This window comes from Pseudomonas sp. Ag1 (genome assembly GCF_000278565.1).
GTDB lineage: Bacteria > Pseudomonadota > Gammaproteobacteria > Pseudomonadales > Pseudomonadaceae > Aquipseudomonas.
Window position 1 is genome coordinate 41,870 of sequence record NZ_AKVH01000109.1, and the last position, 15,579, is coordinate 57,448.

Below are 15,579 nucleotides of genomic sequence, written 5' to 3' on the forward strand. Positions count from 1 at the left end.
TCAGTTCTCCAGAACTTCAAGCAGGCCGAGCGGCAGCGGTACATCCATGGCCTTGTCGAACAGCAGGTAAAGACCGATGCTCATCAAGGTCACGATCACCACGCTGGGCATCCAGCGGCCGCCATACAGGCGCGCCATCGGAATGCCGATCAGCATGCTGCTGAGGATGAAACCCAAGGGTTCGAAGGTGCCGGCAAACACCAGCAGCAACCCGACGCAGATGCCGATCTTGATCAGGGTCTGGCGGTCCAGCGCGGGCTCTTCTTCTGTGTGCTTGGTGGGCTGTGGACGAAACAGCATGTAGATCAGGCCCAGGCCCATCAGCCCGAGCATCAGCAGCGGGTAGGCCCGAGGCCCTACCGGCTCGTAGGAAAACGACGCCTGATATGGCCAGGCCATCAGTGCGAGGCCGGCACAGACCAGCAACATCACTGAGGCGAAAATGCGTTGTAAGAGCATGGGAAACTCCTTGGAGACTCTTGTAGGCGCGAGCTTGCTCACGAAGAACGCCAGGACGTCGCGTTTATACAGGCAGCACGCGTCATCGTTGAAGTTTTTCGCGAGCAAGCCCGCTCCCACAGAGGGGCGATTACTGGATCAGGCCGAACTCTTTGGCCAGCACTTTGTAGTCAGCCACCTGTTTCTTCACGTAGGTGTCCAGCTCCGGGCCGGTCATGGCGAACGGGAACAGCTCGCGCTGGTCACGCAGCTTGGCGAACTCTTCGGAAGCCAGCAGTTTGTCGAAGGCGTCTTTCCACCAGGCATAGTCTTCGTCGCTGACTTTTGGCCCGAGGTAGAAGCCACGCACCACCGGCCAGACGATGTCGTAGCCTTGTTCCTTGGCGGTCGGGATGTTCTTCATTTCCGGCTCGTCCAGGCGTTCGTCGGAGAACACCGCCAGCAGGCGCATGTCACCACTGAGGATGTGCGGCATGGAGTCGGAGATGTCGGTACTGCCTACCTGGATATGGCCGCCAAGCAGGGCGGTGGCGATCTCGCCGCCGCCTTCCAGTGCCACGTAACGCAGGTCACGCGGGTTGATGCCGGCGGCCTTGGCGATCAGGGCGGTTTGCATCCAGTCCTGGCTGCCGACGGTGCCGCCGGAACCGATGACCACGCTGCCCGGATCTTTCTTCAGGGCCTTGACCAGATCGTCGAGGTTTTTGTAGGGCGAATCGCTTTTCACCGCGATGGCACCGTAGCTGGTGCCGACGGCCGCGAGCCAGCGCACGGCGCTTTCATCGAAGCGGCCAAATTTGCCCTGGGCCAGGTTCAACAGCGAGCCGCTGGACCACGCCACCAGCGTGCCAGCGTCGGCCGGACGCTGCGCCACGACGGCGTTGTAGGCCACCGCGCCCACGCCGCCGGGCATGTAGGTCACGCGCATCGGCTTGCTCAACAGTTTCTCGTTGACCAGCGCGCTCTGCGCCAGTTTGCAGGTCAGGTCGAAACCACCGCCAGGGGACGCCGGGGCGATGCACTCCGGGCGCTTGGGCTCGGCGGCCAGCAGTTGGCTGGCGAACAGCATGCAGCTGGCCGTCAGGGCAAATTTACGCAGTGAAAGGGTCATGTTCATCTCCATCATTGTTGTTATGAGGTTGCTGTTACCAGAGTGCGACGCTGTAGCTCACCAGCAGGCGCACTTCATCCGCATCACGGGCCGAATAGTTGGAACGGTAGGTGGCATTGCGCAGACGCACGGCCACGTCCTTGAACGTGCCGCTTTGCACCACGTAGCGGATCTCGCTGTTGCGTTCCCACTCCTTGCCGGTCTCGCCGTTCTTGAGCTTGATGTTGTCACCCGACAGGTAACGGCTCATGAAACTCAGGCCGGGAATCCCCAGCTTGGCGAAGTCGTAGTCGTAGCGGGCCTGCCAGGAGCGTTCTTCGGCGCCGGCAAAGTCGTTGATCTGCACGAAGTTGACAAGGTAAGGATCGCTACCGTCCACGTAGGGAAAGGCGCTGTCGCCGGACATGTGCTGGTAACCGGCGCTGAGCTTATGGCCATTGAGGGCATAGCTGAAGAGGCCGTTGAGGGAGGTGTTGTCGATCTTGCCGCCGCGCGCCGCGCCGGTGTCGTCACTGACGGCCAGGCGCAGGTCGGCGCCGAAGGTGCCGGGGCCCATCGGGCGCGAGGCCACGAGGCCGAGGAAATGCTGGCGGTACACGTCGTCGAGTTGGGCGAAGTGGTAGCTGCCGGTGATCTTGTCGGCGAATTTATAGTCCACGCCGCCGAAGTCGAAATGCTTGCCGGTGGCGCCGCTGAGGAAGCGGCTGTTCTTGTTGTTGAGGCCGATGTCTTCGTAGTTGGTGTCGTCGCGGTCCTTGGCCTTGTTCAGGCGGCCGCCGGTGAACACCAGGTTCTTGAATTCCCTGGAACTGAGCAGGCCGCCTTCAAACGTCTGCGGCAGGATGCGCCCGTCGTTGGGCTTGAGGATCGGCAATTCGGGGATCAGCGCGCCGATCTTCAGCTCGGTGGCGGAGATCTTCACTTTGCCGGTCAGGCCGAGTTTGGAATATTCGTTGGCGGCGCGGCCGTCGTCGTGGGTCGGCAACAGCCCGGTGCCGGTGCGGTCGGGGCTGGAGTCGAGCTTGACCCCGAGCATGCCCAGCGCATCCACGCCGAAGCCGACGGTACCGTCGGTGTAGCCCGACTGCAGGTTGAGCATGAAGCCCTGGGCCCACTCGTCGCGCTTGGATTGTTGTGCGCTGGTGCCGTCGCGAAAGTCGCGGTTGAAATACATGTTGCGGGTTTCGAGGGTGGCGGTGCTGTCCTCGAAAAAGGCGGCCTGGCCTGCGGGCGAAAAGCCGGCGAGGGCGGCGGCACTGGCAAGGGCGGTCTGGGTGATACGAGAAGAACGAGCAGGCGGCTGTGTGCGCAGCATCGTGGGTGTACTCCGTTATTGTTCTTATTTTGGCGAAAACGCTTCGAGGCGTTTTTCGGGCGCTATGGGTGAAATAGCTCGGCAGGCGAAACCCACCGTGGCTGGATGCTAAAGGGCGAAGCTTTCACTAACCTTTCAGTCGCCTTTCAATGTTTTCGGGCTTCACAGCGCAGGCCGCGCCTGTAAACTCCCCGGCAAAGCGTGGCGCCGACCACCCCCGAACGAGGTAAAAACCCATGCGTGTCCTTCTGGTCGAAGACCATCTGCAGCTAGCCGAAAGTGTCGCCCAGGCGCTCAAGAGCACGGGTTTGACCGTCGACGTGTTGCACGATGGAGTGGCGGCGGACCTGGCCTTGAGCAGCGAGGAATACGCGGTGGCGATTCTCGATGTGGGCCTGCCGCGCATGGACGGTTTTGAAGTATTGGCGCGCCTGCGGGCCCGTGGGAAAAATCTGCCGGTGTTGATGTTGACCGCACGCAGTGATGTGAAGGACCGCGTGCATGGCCTCAACCTGGGCGCGGATGACTACCTGGCCAAGCCGTTCGAACTGACGGAGCTGGAAGCCCGGGTCAAGGCGCTGCTGCGCCGTAGCGTGCTGGGCGGTGAGCGGCAACAGGCGTGTGGTGTGCTGATTTACGACCTGGACACGCGGCGCTTCACCCTGGGCGGCGAATTGCTGACGTTGACCTCCCGCGAGCAGGCGGTGCTTGAGGCGCTGATCGCGCGTCCTGGCCGGGTGATGAGCAAGGAGCAACTGGCCTCCCAGGTGTTTGGCCTGGATGAAGAGGCCAGCCCCGATGCCATCGAAATCTACGTGCACCGCCTGCGCAAGAAACTCGATGGCCAGCCTGTGGCCATCGTCACCTTCCGTGGCCTGGGGTACCTGCTGGAAGCCCGCGATGCATAAGCCCAGCAGCCTGCGCTGGCGCCTGCTGTGGAACCTGGCGCTGTTGCTGGTGGTGTTGATGATTGCCAGCGGCTTGAGCGCTTACTGGAATGGGCGCGAGGCGGCGGACACGGCTTACGACCGCACGCTGTTGGCCTCGGCGCGGACCATTGCGGCCGGCCTGTCCCACCGCGACGGCACCTTGAGTGCCGATGTGCCCTACGTCGCCCTGGATACGTTCGCCTACGACAGCGCCGGGCGGATCTACTACCAGGTCAACGATATTCACCAGAAGCTGATTTCCGGCTACGAAAACCTGCCGGGCCCGCCGCCGGGAACTCCACGCACCGATGACTATCCGGCGCTGGCGCGCTTTTATAACGCCAGGTATCAGGGCCAGAACGTAAGAGTGGTCAGCCTGCTCAAGGCAGTCTCCGAACCGAACATGAACGGCATGGCGGAAATCCGCGTGGCCGAAACCGACGAGGCGCGGGTGGCGATGGCGCGCAGCCTGATGGCCGATACCTTGCTACGCCTGGGGATGCTGGCCATCGGTGCTTTGTTGTTGGTGTTCTTTGCCGTGAGTGCGGCGCTGCGGCCGTTGGAGCGCTTGCGCACGGCCGTGGAAGAGCGTCAGCCCGATGACCTGCGGCCATTGCCGCTGGTGGAGGTGCAGCATGAATTGGGCCCGCTGGTACATGCGCTCAACCATTTCACCGAACGCCTGCGCGGGCAGTTCGAGCGCCAGGCACAGTTTATTGCCGATGCCGCCCATGAGCTGCGCACTCCGTTGGCAGCGCTCAAGGCACGCTTGGAGCTTGGCCTGCGTGCCGAAGATCCGGCTACCTGGCGCACCACCCTGGAAACCGCAGCCCAGGGCACTGATCGCCTGACTCACCTGGCCAATCAATTGCTCTCGCTGGCGCGCATCGAAAACGGCGCCCGGGCGATTGCCGAAGGCGGGGCCCAGTTGCTGGACCTGAGCCAGTTGGCTCGCGAGCTGGGCATGGCCATGGCGCCGCTGGCCCATGCGCGTGGCGTGGCCCTGGCGCTGGAGGCGGATGAACCGGTGTGGCTGCGGGGCGAGCCCACCTTGTTGAACGAGTTGTTGAGCAACCTGGTGGACAACGCCCTGGCCCACACGCCCCCGGGCGGCAACGTGATCTTGCGGGTCACGGCGCCGGCGGTACTTGAGGTGGAAGATGACGGCCCGGGCATCCCGCTGGATGAGCGGGACCGAGTGTTCGAGCGCTTCTATCGGCGCAGCCAGCAGGGCTTGGGGGCGGGCTTGGGGTTGGCGATTGTTGGCGAGATCTGCCGGGCGCACCTGGCGCAGATCAGCTTGCATGACGGAGAGTTGGCGGGGTTGAAAGTGCGGGTCAGTTTTATCGCGGGGTAATCAGTAGAACATCGACCGTGCTTCATCCAGCTCGGCGCGCAAGGTGTCGCTGTAGGGGTCGAGTCGCAGCTTCTTGATCGCAGGTACCGTCAATATCGGCACGCTGGCCAGCGGGTGGTCAGTGTCGCGGTGGCAATACAACACGGCGACCTGCACCAGGTCGATATAGTCCAGGCGCTCGGAGTCGCGCTCAAGGTTCATGTACTGCGCCGGCAGGTTCACCAGCATTTCGGGGAAGTCCCAGCGCCGCAGCAGCTTGTCCCCCAGCAACGGGTGGATGCTTTCAATCACGTGATCGAGGCTGACCGGATCGGACAGCAGTTCATAGTGATCTTCGGCGAAGGTCAGGATCGGTAGCACGCCAATCTGGTGCACCAGCCCACCCAGCGCCGCCTGGTCAGGCTTCAACTGGCTGTGGTTGCGGCACAACGCATAGCTCACGCCGGCCACTTCCAGGCTGCGCCGCCAGACATCGCGCATCTTCTGTTCGACCACTTCGGAACGGGCGTGGAAGATCTGTTCCATCACCAGGCCGATCGCCAGGTTGCTGCTGTAGTTGGTGCCCAGGCGGGTGATGGCGGTGTGCAGGTCGGTGACTTCCTGGGTCGCGCGCAACAGCGGGCTGTTGACCACTTTGATCAGCCGTGCCGACAAGGCAGTGTCACGGCCGATCACTTTGCTCAGGTGGCTGATGCTGATGTCCGGGTCTTCGGCGGCCTGGCGAATGTTCAGGGCCACTTCCGGCAGCGTTGGCAGAACCAGGTCATCGTTATCGATGGCCACAACCAACGCCTGTTGGACTTTTTCCGCCAGCTTGTTCATTCAAGATCTCTAGGGTGTAGCAAAAAGGTACGACGATCAGCGCTGGATCTCGCGATCACGGTCCAGCTGGTAGGGCAGGTCGAGCAGCTGAAGGCCCGGGCCTTCCAGCGTGCCCACATGCACATCGCCACTCTCTGCTGCTTCGGCTTGCAGCACCGCTAGAAGTTCAATCGCCTGATCGGCACGGGCGGCAATCACCACCTCGCCGATGGCACTATTGTGATTCGGGGAAAACAGTGGGGTGCCGGGCTCAGGCAGCTCGCCGGCATTCAGGCTCAGGCGATACAGGCGACGCTTGAGTTTGCCCAAATACTGCATGCGCGCGACGATTTCCTGGCCGGTGTAGCAGCCTTTCTTGAAGCTGACGCCGCCGACGGCTTGCAGGTTGAGCATCTGCGGGATGAACAGTTCGCGGGTCTGGGGCATGACCTGGCCGATACCGGCACGGATCTGGCCCAGCAGCCATTGGTTCAGTTCACCTTCGTTCAATTGTGCGACGAGTTGGCTGTGCAGGGTTTGAGCTTGGGCGGCGGGGGCCCAGAGTTCGGCACGGCCCGGCGATACGCGGATGGCGATCAGGTCGTCGCTGCGCACCACGCTGTCGGTCTCGGCGGGTAGTTGGAGGCCGAGGCCGGCCAGTACCTGATCGGCATCCGACACACCGAAACGCGCCCAGGCAGCGCTTTCGTCGGTGAGTTTGGATTTGGAGAACACGGCGTACTTTTTCAGGTCCGCCAGTTGTGGCTCCAGCAGTTCGGTGGCCATGGCCAGCAACACGCCATCGCCTTGCAGCAGGATGCGGAAGCTCGACTGCATGCGCCCTTTCTGGGTGCAGCGCGCGCCCAGGCTGGCCTGGGTGTCACTCAGGTAGTTAAGGTTGCAGGTCAGTTGTCCCTGGAGGAACTTGGCAGCGTCGGAACCGCGGACGGCGAGAACGCCTTCGTGGGACAGGGGGCAGAAAAAAGCAGAGTCAGCCATGGGTCATCGCAGGTTAAAAAGTCATGAGTGCATCATAGAGGGGCGCCCGGCAAATGGATAGTTTCCGTATGGCCGACCAAAGCCGACTGTTCCAGGCAGCTTCGGCCTGTATACTTGCGCTCTATTTGAGGAGCGCTCCATGGTCGAAGATGTAGAACTCAATCGCCTCTACTGGCACAGCCGCCGCGGCATGCTTGAACTGGACGTGTTGCTGGTACCGTTCGTCAGGGAGGTCTATCCGCACCTCAACGACGTCGACCGCGACTGCTACCGCAAGCTGCTGGAATGCGAGGATCAGGACATGTTCGGCTGGTTCATGGAACGCGCCGAATCGGAAGACCCGGAGCTGCAGCGCATGGTTCGGATGATTCTGGATCGTGTCCAGCCCAAGTAATACGTTCGAATGCCGCTGGCACGCCTCCGGGCAGTTGCTGGCGGCTTATCTTTTCGCCCAGGCGTTCGCACTGGGTGCGCTGTGGTTTCTCGATGTGTCCCCGTGGTTCGGAGCCTTTGGCGCCTTGTTGTGCCTGGCCCATGCCGGTTGGGTATTGCCGCGTCATATCCTGCTGACTCACCGTTCGTCGATCCGTGGCCTGCGCCGCGACGAGGATGGCTGGCAACTGTGGAGCGCCGCGCGTGGCTGGCACAGCGTGCAACTGCGCCCCGACAGCCTGGCGTTGCCGTTGATCGTGGTGCTGCGCTTTCGGGTGCAGGGTGACTGGCGGGTGCGTTCGATCTGCGTGCCACGGGATTCGCAGGCTACCGATGTGCATCGGCGCCTGCGGGTACGCTTGAAGTTCAGCCGCCGTAGGTGGTTGGCACCAGAATAGTGTCGCGCGCTTCGGGCAGCATTTGCGGGTAGTCGAGGGTGTAATGCAATCCCCGGCTTTCCTTGCGCTCCATGGCCGAGCGGATCATCAGTTCCGCCACCTGGGCCAGGTTGCGCAGCTCGATCAGGTCGCGGCTGACTTTATAGTTGCTGTAGAACTCGTCGATCTCATCCAGCAACAGTCGAACCCGGTGCTGCGCCCGCGCCAGGCGCTTGTTGGTGCGCACGATGCCCACGTAGTCCCACATGAAGCGCCGCAACTCGTCCCAGTTGTGGGCGATGATCACGTCTTCGTCCGAATCGGTCACCTGGCTGGCGTCCCAGCGGGGCAGGGCGGCCGGCACCGGGATGCGCGGCAGCTGTTCAAGGATGTCGGCGGCGGCGGAGCGGGCGTACACGAAACACTCCAGCAACGAATTGCTGGCCATGCGGTTGGCGCCGTGCAGGCCGGTGAAGCTGGTTTCGCCAATGGCGTACAGGCCGGGCACGTCGGTGCGGCCGTTCTGGTCGACCATCACGCCGCCGCAGGTGTAGTGCGCCGCCGGGACGACCGGGATCGGGCCCTTGGTGATGTCGATATTGAACGCCAGGCAGCGCTCGTAGACCGTCGGGAAATGGGTCTTGATGAAGGCTTCGGGCTTGTGGCTGATGTCCAGGTAGACGCAGTCGATGCCCAGGCGCTTCATTTCATGGTCGATGGCCCGGGCGACGATGTCCCGCGGGGCCAGTTCTGCTCGTGGGTCGAAGCGCTGCATGAAACGTTCGCCGTTGGGCAGCTTCAGGTGTGCGCCTTCGCCGCGCAGGGCTTCGGTGATCAGGAAGCTCTTGGCCTGCGGGTGATACAGGCAAGTGGGGTGGAACTGGTTGAATTCCAGGTTCGCCACCCGGCAGCCCGAACGCCAGGCCATGGCAATGCCGTCACCGCAGGCGCCGTCGGGGTTGCTGGTATAGAGGTAGACCTTCGCTGCGCCGCCCGAGGCGAGAATGGTGAAGCGCGCGCCGTAGGTGTCGACTTCGCCGCTGGCCCGGTTGAGCACGTAGGCGCCGAGGCAGCGTTCGCCCGGCAGGCCAAGGCGCTTTTCGGTGATCAGGTCGACGGCGACCCGCTGTTCCAGCAGTTCGATGTTGGGGCGTTGCCGGGCCTGGGCGAGCAGGGTCTTGAAGATCGCGGCGCCGGTGGCGTCGGCGGCATGGATGATCCGCCGATGGCTGTGGCCGCCTTCGCGGGTCAGGTGGAACTCGAAGCCGCCGTCGTCGGTGCCGGAATGTTCGTCGCGGGTGAAGGGCACGCCCTGGTCGATCAGCCACTGGATGGCTTCGCGGCTATGCTCGACGGTGAAGCGCACCGCCTCTTCATTGCACAGGCCGCCGCCGGCATTCAGGGTGTCTTCGACGTGGGATTGCACCGTGTCGGTGTCATCGAGCACCGCGGCGACACCGCCCTGGGCCCAGAACGTCGAGCCATTGGCGAGGTCGCCCTTGCTCAGTACGGCTATGCGCAGGTGGCCCGGCAAGGTCAGTGCAAGGCTCAAGCCCGCGGCGCCGCTGCCAATCACCAGGACATCGTGTTGAAACTGTTGGCTCATTTGAAGGATTCCGCAAAAAGCGATCCGTAGGGGGGCGCAAACAGGACGCCTGGATCGGCGAATCAAAGGGTGACACGGCCCACTAGTATATAGAGGGGGGGAGCGGCACAATAGCCGGGCATTCGTGGCATTGTGAGACTACGGGCAACGAACTGCACGGCTTTCATGAAACGGACAGCGATTGGGATGGGAACTTTTTGCATAGGCCCCGACTCAATAGCAGGATGCCCGAAAGCTGGGAACACGCTGGATTTGCTGAGCCGCGTCTGTGTCAGGCGCGTCAGGAAACTGGCGACAGATTATTCGCGCAGCCGGCATTGCCCGCGCTGCGTTTTTCGTGTGTGCCAAATCAGTGCGCGCCGGAAACTTGCTTGGAGGGGGAGAACTTTTGCGAAAAGTCCGAGTCTATGTTTGCAAGCCTGATCGATTAGTTATGCAAGCCTCCTTCAAGTACAACGAGGAGTGTTCATGCTAACCCAGGAAGAGGATCAGCAGCTGGTCGAGCGCGTTCAACGCGGCGACAAGCGGGCATTTGATCTGCTAGTGCTGAAATACCAGCACAAAATTCTCGGGTTGATCGTGCGGTTTGTGCACGACACCCATGAAGCGCAGGACGTTGCACAGGAAGCCTTTATCAAGGCGTACCGTGCACTCGGTAATTTCCGCGGTGACAGTGCGTTTTACACGTGGCTGTATCGCATCGCCATTAACACGGCGAAGAACTATCTGGTTTCTCGCGGTCGCCGCCCGCCGGATAGTGATGTTAGTTCGGAAGATGCTGAATTTTATGATGGTGATCACGGCCTCAAGGATCTCGAGTCGCCGGAGCGTGCATTGCTGCGCGACGAGATCGAAGGAACCGTCCATCGCACTATTCAACAACTGCCAGAAGATTTGCGTACGGCGTTAACTTTACGTGAATTCGATGGTCTGAGTTACGAAGACATTGCGAGCGTCATGCAATGTCCGGTGGGTACCGTACGCTCCCGGATCTTCCGGGCTCGGGAAGCCATCGATAAAGCCCTGCAGCCGTTGTTGCAGGAAAACTGAGACAGCGGCGACAGCCAAGAGAGGAACCGCCATGAGTCGTGATGCCCTGCAGGAATCGCTGTCCGCAGTGATGGATAACGAAGCGGATGAACTGGAACTTCGTCGAGTGCTTAATGCATTTGATGATGCCGAAACCCGTGATACCTGGTCTCGTTACCAAGTCGCTCGGGCGGTGATGCACAAGGATCTTCTAATCCCTCGTCTGGATATTGCTGCGGCCGTTTCTGCTGCACTGGCTGATGAAGCCGTTCCGGCAAAAGCTGCTCGCGGTCCTTGGCGTAGCCTGGGCCGTCTGGCAGTCGCTGCTTCGGTGACCGTCGCTGTATTGGCAGGTGTTCGCCTGTACAACCAGGACGAAATCGCCGGTGCCGAACTGGCCCAACAGACCCAGCAACCGGTCATGGCCGGCCCGCAGGTCAAGGGTCCAGCCGTACTGGCCGGCTACAAGGAAAGCTCCGATACCACCGGGCCTATGGCCAACGGTGTACTTCAAGGGCAATCCGGCTGGCAGGATCAGCGTCTTCCAGGCTACCTGCGCCAACACGCACAGGAATCGGCCTTGAAAGGCACTGAAAGCGCTCTGCCTTACGCCCGCGCTGCAAGCCTGGAAAACCGCTAGTCCGCCAAGGAGCTTTATGCGCGCCATACCGCTCCTTGCGCTTTTGCTCAGTGGCTGGTTTGCAGTCCCCGCCCATGCCGATGAAGCCCAAGACTGGCTGACGCGTCTTGGGCGGGCGGAGCAGCAGCAAAGCTTTCAGGGCACCTTCATCTACGAGCGTAACGGTAGTTTTTCTACCCATGACATCTGGCATCGTGTCCAGAATGGTCAGGTCCGTGAGCGGCTTTTGCAACTCGATGGTTCTGCCCAGGAAGTCCTGCGCGTCGATGGCCGTACCCAATGCGTGAGCGGCACGCTGGTTGCCGGGCTTGGGGGCTCCCCCAATACCTCTGCGCGTACCCTTGATCCGCAAAAACTCAAAGCGTTCTACGATCTTGCCGTCATCGGCAAATCGCGCGTGGCCGGTCGGAATGCGGTGATCGTCTCCGTGACCCCCCGCGATCAATACCGTTATGGTTTTGAGCTGCATCTGGATCGTGAAACTGCGCTGCCATTGAAGTCATTGTTGCTTAACGACCAGGGCCAGTTGCTGGAGCGTTTCCAGTTCACCCAGCTCAATACATCGGTGCCTGACGATCGTGATTTGCAGCCCAGTGGCGAATGCACGCCGGTGGCGGTGACCAACGCCAAGGCCCCGGAGGTCGAGATCCCTCAGGATTGGCGCCTCGACTGGTTGCCACCAGGCTTTCAGCTGGTCAACAGCAGTGCCCATAAAGACTCCCACACCAAGGTAACCGTCAGCAGTCTGATGTATGACGATGGTCTGGCGCGTTTTTCGGTATTCCTGGAGCCGCTTAACGGTGCGACCGTAAACGAGACCCGCACCCAGTTGGGCCCGACAGTCGCCGTTTCACGGCGGTTGAATACCCTGGAAGGCGAGGTGATGGTGACCGTCGTCGGCGAGATCCCGATTGGCACCGCAGAGCGAATTGCGCTGTCACTACGCAGTGGCACCGTGCCCGCCAAGCCTTGAGTTGTTAATCCTATGTTCATCCTGATATTTCAATGTTGCGCAGGAGATAGTCGATGCCTGCCTCTGCCGAGAGCATGAAATGTCTGGATCATTTTTTTCACTTGCTAATATCCCCTATGTTTTTTATAGGTCAGGGCTTAACGGCCCTGGCCTTGTTTTGTTCGCGGAACAAAAATGTCGGTCGCAGTTTTTCGGCGTTTATTGAACCCTGTCGCTCAACCCTGCTCGTCGTAACGGGAGCTGTATGTCGATACCACGTTTGAAGTCTTACCTATCCATAGTCGCCACGGTGCTGGTGCTGGGTCAGGCCGTTACCGCGCAAGCGGCCGAGCTGCCTGACTTCACCCAACTGGTGGAGCAGGCGTCGCCTGCCGTGGTGAACATCAGTACTACGCAGAAGCTGCCGGATCGTAAGGTCTCCAACCAGCAGATGCCCGACCTGGAAGGCCTGCCGCCGATGCTGCGGGAGTTCTTCGAACGCGGCATGCCCCAGCCGCGCACGCCGCGTGGCGGTGGTGGCGGCCAGCGTGAGGCCCAGTCCCTGGGCTCGGGCTTCATCATCTCGCCTGACGGCTACATCCTCACCAACAACCACGTGATTGCCGACGCCGACGAGATCCTGGTGCGCCTGGCGGACCGCAGTGAGCTGAAAGCCAAGCTGGTGGGCACCGACCCACGTTCCGACGTTGCCCTGCTGAAAATCGAAGGCAAGGACCTGCCGGTGCTGAAACTGGGCAAATCCCAGGACCTGAAAGCCGGCCAATGGGTCGTCGCCATCGGTTCGCCGTTTGGTTTTGACCATACTGTGACCCAGGGTATCGTCAGCGCCATCGGTCGCAGCCTGCCGAACGAAAACTACGTGCCGTTCATCCAGACCGACGTGCCGATCAACCCGGGCAACTCCGGCGGTCCGTTGTTCAACCTGGCGGGTGAAGTCGTTGGCATCAACTCGCAGATCTACACCCGCTCCGGTGGTTTCATGGGCGTTTCGTTCGCGATTCCGATCGACGTGGCCATGGACGTTTCGAACCAGCTGAAAACCGGTGGCAAAGTCAGCCGCGGCTGGCTGGGGGTGGTGATCCAGGAAGTGAACAAGGACCTGGCTGAATCCTTCGGTCTCGACAAGCCGGCCGGTGCCCTGGTCGCGCAGATCCAGGACGATGGCCCTGCTGCCAAAGGTGGCCTGCAAGTCGGTGACGTGATCTTGAGCATGAACGGCCAGCCGATCGTCATGTCTGCGGACTTGCCACACCTGGTGGGCGCGCTCAAGGCCGGCAGCAAGGCCAAGCTGGAAGTGATTCGTGACGGCAAGCGCCAGAACGTCGAACTGACCGTCGGTGCGATCCCGGAAGAAGGCGCGGCGCTGGATGCGCTGGGCAACAGCAAGCCAGGTGCCGAGCGCAGCAGCAATCGCCTGGGCATTGCCGTCGTCGAGTTGACCGACGAACAGAAAAAGAGCTTCGACCTCAAGAGCGGTGTAGTGATCAAGGAAGTCCAGGACGGTCCTGCCTCCCTGATCGGCCTGCAACCAGGTGATGTCATCACCCACCTGAACAACCAGGCTATCAACTCCACCAAAGAGTTCACCGACATCGCCAAGGCGCTGCCGAAGAACCGTTCGGTGTCGATGCGCGTCCTGCGTCAGGGGCGTGCCAGCTTCATTACCTTCAAACTGGCCGAGTAATCCGCTAGTCCAATAAAAAGCCCCGCTCTCGATGTTCGAGAGCGGGGCTTTTTTGTGGCTGAAAGGTTTAGCCCATCATGTCTTTGACCATGCGTTCCTGGTCGATCAGTTCACGCTGGCGTGCGTCGATACGTGACGAAAGCGGGAAGTTGCTGCCGGCGCGACGCTTGGCGAAATCCAATTGCTGGATGGCCTGCTTGAAATCTCCCACCAGCGCGAAGTACTCGGCGCGGGCCTGGTGCAGGCCGATGATATTGCCCGACAAGCCACGGGTTTCCGCAACCTGGTACCAGACGTCCGGATCGTCCGGGCGAGACTTCAACAATCCTTCCAGGGCTTTTTCCGCGTCAGCGTTGCGGTTCTGCTTGAGCAGCAGATCCACACGAACCTGGTTCAGCGGATAGTTGCCTGGATATTGCGTCAACATTCGGTCCGTACGCTGCTGGGCATCCGGCAGGCGATTGTTGGTCATGTCCAGCTCTATCTGCGCCAGGTTGTAGGTGATGTCGTTGGGCGCCTTGGCCAGCAGCGGCTTGAGGTTTTCCCGGGCCAGGTTGAACTGGGCACCCTTGATCTGAGCGATGGCGAGGCCATAACGCGCGATATCGTTCTTCGGATTTTCATCCAGCTGGGCCTGGAAACGTTTGGCGGCCAGCCCCGGGGTGTCTTCGTAATACAGTTGCACTCGAGCACGGATCAGTTGATAGCGCAGGCTGTCCTCAATGCCACCCAGCTTGGCTTGCTCCGCACGGTTGCGGGTGTCGGCGATCCGCGATTCGGTTACCGGGTGAGTCAGCAGGAATTCAGGCGGCTTGGCATCGAAACGGTACTGGCGCATCAAGCGCTCGAACATGGTTGGCATGGACCGTGGGTCGTAGCCGGCTTTCTCCAGGTTGAGAATGCCGATGCGGTCAGCCTCTTGCTCGTTTTGCCGGGAAAAGCGCCGTTGCTCCTGGATCGCGGCGGCCTGGCTGCCGGCGATCGCGGCAATGCCCGCATCGCCTGCGCCAGCGGCGGCAGCGATGATGCCGCCGAGCAGCGCAGCCATCATCGGGATCTGCATGCGCTGCTGTGCTTCCACGCCTCGTGCGAAGTGACGTTGGGACAAGTGAGCCAATTCGTGGGCCAGTACCGAGGCATATTCGCCTTCGGTCTGGGCGTTGAGGAACAGGCCGCCGTTGACCCCGACGATGCCACCCGGTGCGGCAAAGGCGTTCAACTGCGGGCTGTTGATCAGAATGAATTCCAGGCGCCGGTCATTGACCTGGCTGGTTTCCACTAGCTTATAAACGCTGGATTCGACGTAATCCTTGAGCTGCGGGTCGTTGAGTTGCGAGACCTGGCCGCGCAGGTAGGCCAGCCATGCCCGACCCAGATCGTATTCCTGTTTTGGCGAAACAATGGCAGAACTGGCGTCGCCAAGTGACGGCAGGTCGTCGGCGAAGCCTGGAGAGGCAAGCAGGCAAGCCAGCGTCAGCAGGGTAGGGCGCAAAAAAGTCATGCACAAAGCCTTTCGACAAAGAGCTTACTGTAGCCGGACACTGAGCTTCGGACCAGATATTCTAAGCGCCCTCGACGCCCACCCGGAGTTAGACCATGACCGACGCTGTAGCCTTCGATGCCGAACTGGATGCCAGTGGCCTTAACTGCCCGCTGCCCTTGCTCAAGGCCAAGCTGGAGCTCAATCGGCTGGCCAGCGGCGCGGTGCTCAAGGTGATCGCCACGGACGCTGGCTCCCAGCGGGACTTTCGTACGTTTGCCAAGCTGGCCGGCCACACCCTGCTGCATGAAGAAGACGAAGCGGGCGTCTATCGTTACTGGTTGCGCAAGGCTTGAATCGCTTGAATATGCTGTCCTTATCGCCTGA

16 protein-coding genes are annotated in these 15,579 nt (G+C 61.3%); 9 read left to right on the forward strand and 7 right to left on the reverse strand.

The window, feature by feature from the left end:
• The 3 genes from A462_RS07180 to A462_RS07170 all read right to left on the reverse strand — a co-directional run bounded on the left by A462_RS07180 (position 1) and on the right by A462_RS07170 (position 2,885).
• Positions 1–459, reverse strand: a complete 459-nt coding sequence (locus A462_RS07180) for a tripartite tricarboxylate transporter TctB family protein (RefSeq protein WP_008437838.1) — start codon at positions 457–459, stop codon at positions 1–3.
• A gap of 130 nt (positions 460–589) precedes the next feature.
• Complete coding sequence (locus A462_RS07175) at positions 590–1,576, reverse strand: Bug family tripartite tricarboxylate transporter substrate binding protein (protein ID WP_161635736.1); 987 nt, start codon at positions 1,574–1,576, stop codon at positions 590–592.
• Between the two features lie 28 nt (positions 1,577–1,604).
• A complete protein-coding gene (locus A462_RS07170; RefSeq protein WP_008437839.1) occupies positions 1,605–2,885 on the reverse strand; it encodes an OprD family porin in 1,281 nt (426 codons plus the stop codon).
• 236 nt (positions 2,886–3,121) lie between these two features.
• Between A462_RS07170 and A462_RS07165 the strand changes: the two genes are divergently transcribed.
• Together A462_RS07165 and A462_RS07160 are read left to right on the forward strand one after the other, a co-directional pair.
• Complete coding sequence (locus A462_RS07165; RefSeq protein WP_003212008.1) at positions 3,122–3,793, forward strand: response regulator; 672 nt, start codon at positions 3,122–3,124, stop codon at positions 3,791–3,793.
• The gene (locus A462_RS07160) at positions 3,786–5,171 is read left to right on the forward strand and encodes a sensor histidine kinase (protein ID WP_003212006.1); all 1,386 of its coding nucleotides are present in this window, start codon (positions 3,786–3,788) and stop codon (positions 5,169–5,171) included. The genes A462_RS07165 and A462_RS07160 overlap by 8 nt, the downstream gene beginning before the upstream one ends.
• Here A462_RS07160 and A462_RS07155 read toward each other — a convergent pair whose 3' ends face one another.
• Both A462_RS07155 and ygfZ read right to left on the reverse strand, forming a co-directional pair.
• Entirely contained in the window at positions 5,172–5,993 is an 822-nt protein-coding gene (locus A462_RS07155; RefSeq protein ID WP_003212004.1) for an HDOD domain-containing protein, read from the reverse strand.
• A gap of 36 nt (positions 5,994–6,029) precedes the next feature.
• Complete coding sequence (gene ygfZ / locus A462_RS07150) at positions 6,030–6,971, reverse strand: CAF17-like 4Fe-4S cluster assembly/insertion protein YgfZ (protein WP_008437843.1); 942 nt, start codon at positions 6,969–6,971, stop codon at positions 6,030–6,032.
• A 139-nt stretch (positions 6,972–7,110) separates the two neighbouring features.
• Between ygfZ and A462_RS07145 the strand changes: the two genes are divergently transcribed.
• Entirely contained in the window at positions 7,111–7,365 is a 255-nt protein-coding gene (locus A462_RS07145) for an FAD assembly factor SdhE (RefSeq protein WP_003212000.1), read from the forward strand.
• Positions 7,349–7,801, forward strand: coding sequence for a protein YgfX (locus A462_RS07140; protein WP_008437845.1), 453 nt, complete (start codon positions 7,349–7,351; stop codon positions 7,799–7,801). The genes A462_RS07145 and A462_RS07140 overlap by 17 nt, the downstream gene beginning before the upstream one ends.
• Here the strand turns inward: A462_RS07140 and nadB are convergent.
• A complete protein-coding gene (gene nadB / locus A462_RS07135) occupies positions 7,770–9,386 on the reverse strand; it encodes an L-aspartate oxidase (RefSeq protein ID WP_003211997.1) in 1,617 nt (538 codons plus the stop codon). The two genes, A462_RS07140 and nadB, sit on opposite strands and share 32 nt — an antisense overlap.
• A gap of 468 nt (positions 9,387–9,854) precedes the next feature.
• On the opposite strand from nadB, the gene rpoE reads away from it, so the two are divergent.
• From rpoE to A462_RS07115, 4 genes are all read left to right on the forward strand, one after another.
• On the forward strand, positions 9,855–10,436 hold the full coding sequence (rpoE, locus tag A462_RS07130; RefSeq protein ID WP_003172477.1) for an RNA polymerase sigma factor RpoE: 582 nt from the start codon (positions 9,855–9,857) through the stop codon (positions 10,434–10,436).
• A gap of 31 nt (positions 10,437–10,467) precedes the next feature.
• Complete coding sequence (locus A462_RS07125) at positions 10,468–11,055, forward strand: sigma-E factor negative regulatory protein (RefSeq protein WP_003172479.1); 588 nt, start codon at positions 10,468–10,470, stop codon at positions 11,053–11,055.
• A gap of 16 nt (positions 11,056–11,071) precedes the next feature.
• Positions 11,072–12,028: a MucB/RseB C-terminal domain-containing protein gene (locus tag A462_RS07120; protein ID WP_003211995.1), complete on the forward strand. Its 957-nt coding sequence runs from the start codon at positions 11,072–11,074 to the stop codon at positions 12,026–12,028.
• Positions 12,029–12,272: 244 nt separating this feature from the next.
• On the forward strand, positions 12,273–13,712 hold the full coding sequence (locus tag A462_RS07115) for a DegQ family serine endoprotease (RefSeq protein ID WP_003211993.1): 1,440 nt from the start codon (positions 12,273–12,275) through the stop codon (positions 13,710–13,712).
• A 67-nt stretch (positions 13,713–13,779) separates the two neighbouring features.
• Here the strand turns inward: A462_RS07115 and A462_RS07110 are convergent, their stop codons facing one another.
• Positions 13,780–15,213, reverse strand: coding sequence for a M48 family metalloprotease (locus A462_RS07110; protein ID WP_003211991.1), 1,434 nt, complete (start codon positions 15,211–15,213; stop codon positions 13,780–13,782).
• Between the two features lie 95 nt (positions 15,214–15,308).
• On the opposite strand from A462_RS07110, the gene A462_RS07105 reads away from it, so the two are divergent.
• Positions 15,309–15,548: a sulfurtransferase TusA family protein gene (locus tag A462_RS07105; RefSeq protein WP_003211989.1), complete on the forward strand. Its 240-nt coding sequence runs from the start codon at positions 15,309–15,311 to the stop codon at positions 15,546–15,548.
• Positions 15,549–15,579: the final 31 nt, after the last annotated feature.

Excerpts from the sequence above, each read along its gene's own strand:
- A462_RS07180 (WP_008437838.1), bottom strand. The coding sequence starts at position 459 with ATGCTCTTACAACGCATTTTCGCCTCAGTGATGTTGCTGGTCTGTGCC.
- A462_RS07175 (WP_161635736.1), bottom strand. The coding sequence starts at position 1,576 with ATGAACATGACCCTTTCACTGCGTAAATTTGCCCTGACGGCCAGCTGC.
- A462_RS07170 (WP_008437839.1), bottom strand. The coding sequence starts at position 2,885 with ATGCTGCGCACACAGCCGCCTGCTCGTTCTTCTCGTATCACCCAGACC.
- A462_RS07165 (WP_003212008.1), top strand. The coding sequence starts at position 3,122 with ATGCGTGTCCTTCTGGTCGAAGACCATCTGCAGCTAGCCGAAAGTGTC.
- A462_RS07160 (WP_003212006.1), top strand. The coding sequence starts at position 3,786 with ATGCATAAGCCCAGCAGCCTGCGCTGGCGCCTGCTGTGGAACCTGGCG.
- A462_RS07155 (WP_003212004.1), bottom strand. The coding sequence starts at position 5,993 with ATGAACAAGCTGGCGGAAAAAGTCCAACAGGCGTTGGTTGTGGCCATC.
- ygfZ (WP_008437843.1), bottom strand. The coding sequence starts at position 6,971 with ATGGCTGACTCTGCTTTTTTCTGCCCCCTGTCCCACGAAGGCGTTCTC.
- A462_RS07145 (WP_003212000.1), top strand. The coding sequence starts at position 7,111 with ATGGTCGAAGATGTAGAACTCAATCGCCTCTACTGGCACAGCCGCCGC.
- nadB (WP_003211997.1), bottom strand. The coding sequence starts at position 9,386 with ATGAGCCAACAGTTTCAACACGATGTCCTGGTGATTGGCAGCGGCGCC.
- rpoE (WP_003172477.1), top strand. The coding sequence starts at position 9,855 with ATGCTAACCCAGGAAGAGGATCAGCAGCTGGTCGAGCGCGTTCAACGC.
- A462_RS07125 (WP_003172479.1), top strand. The coding sequence starts at position 10,468 with ATGAGTCGTGATGCCCTGCAGGAATCGCTGTCCGCAGTGATGGATAAC.
- A462_RS07120 (WP_003211995.1), top strand. The coding sequence starts at position 11,072 with ATGCGCGCCATACCGCTCCTTGCGCTTTTGCTCAGTGGCTGGTTTGCA.
- A462_RS07115 (WP_003211993.1), top strand. The coding sequence starts at position 12,273 with ATGTCGATACCACGTTTGAAGTCTTACCTATCCATAGTCGCCACGGTG.
- A462_RS07110 (WP_003211991.1), bottom strand. The coding sequence starts at position 15,213 with ATGACTTTTTTGCGCCCTACCCTGCTGACGCTGGCTTGCCTGCTTGCC.
- A462_RS07105 (WP_003211989.1), top strand. The coding sequence starts at position 15,309 with ATGACCGACGCTGTAGCCTTCGATGCCGAACTGGATGCCAGTGGCCTT.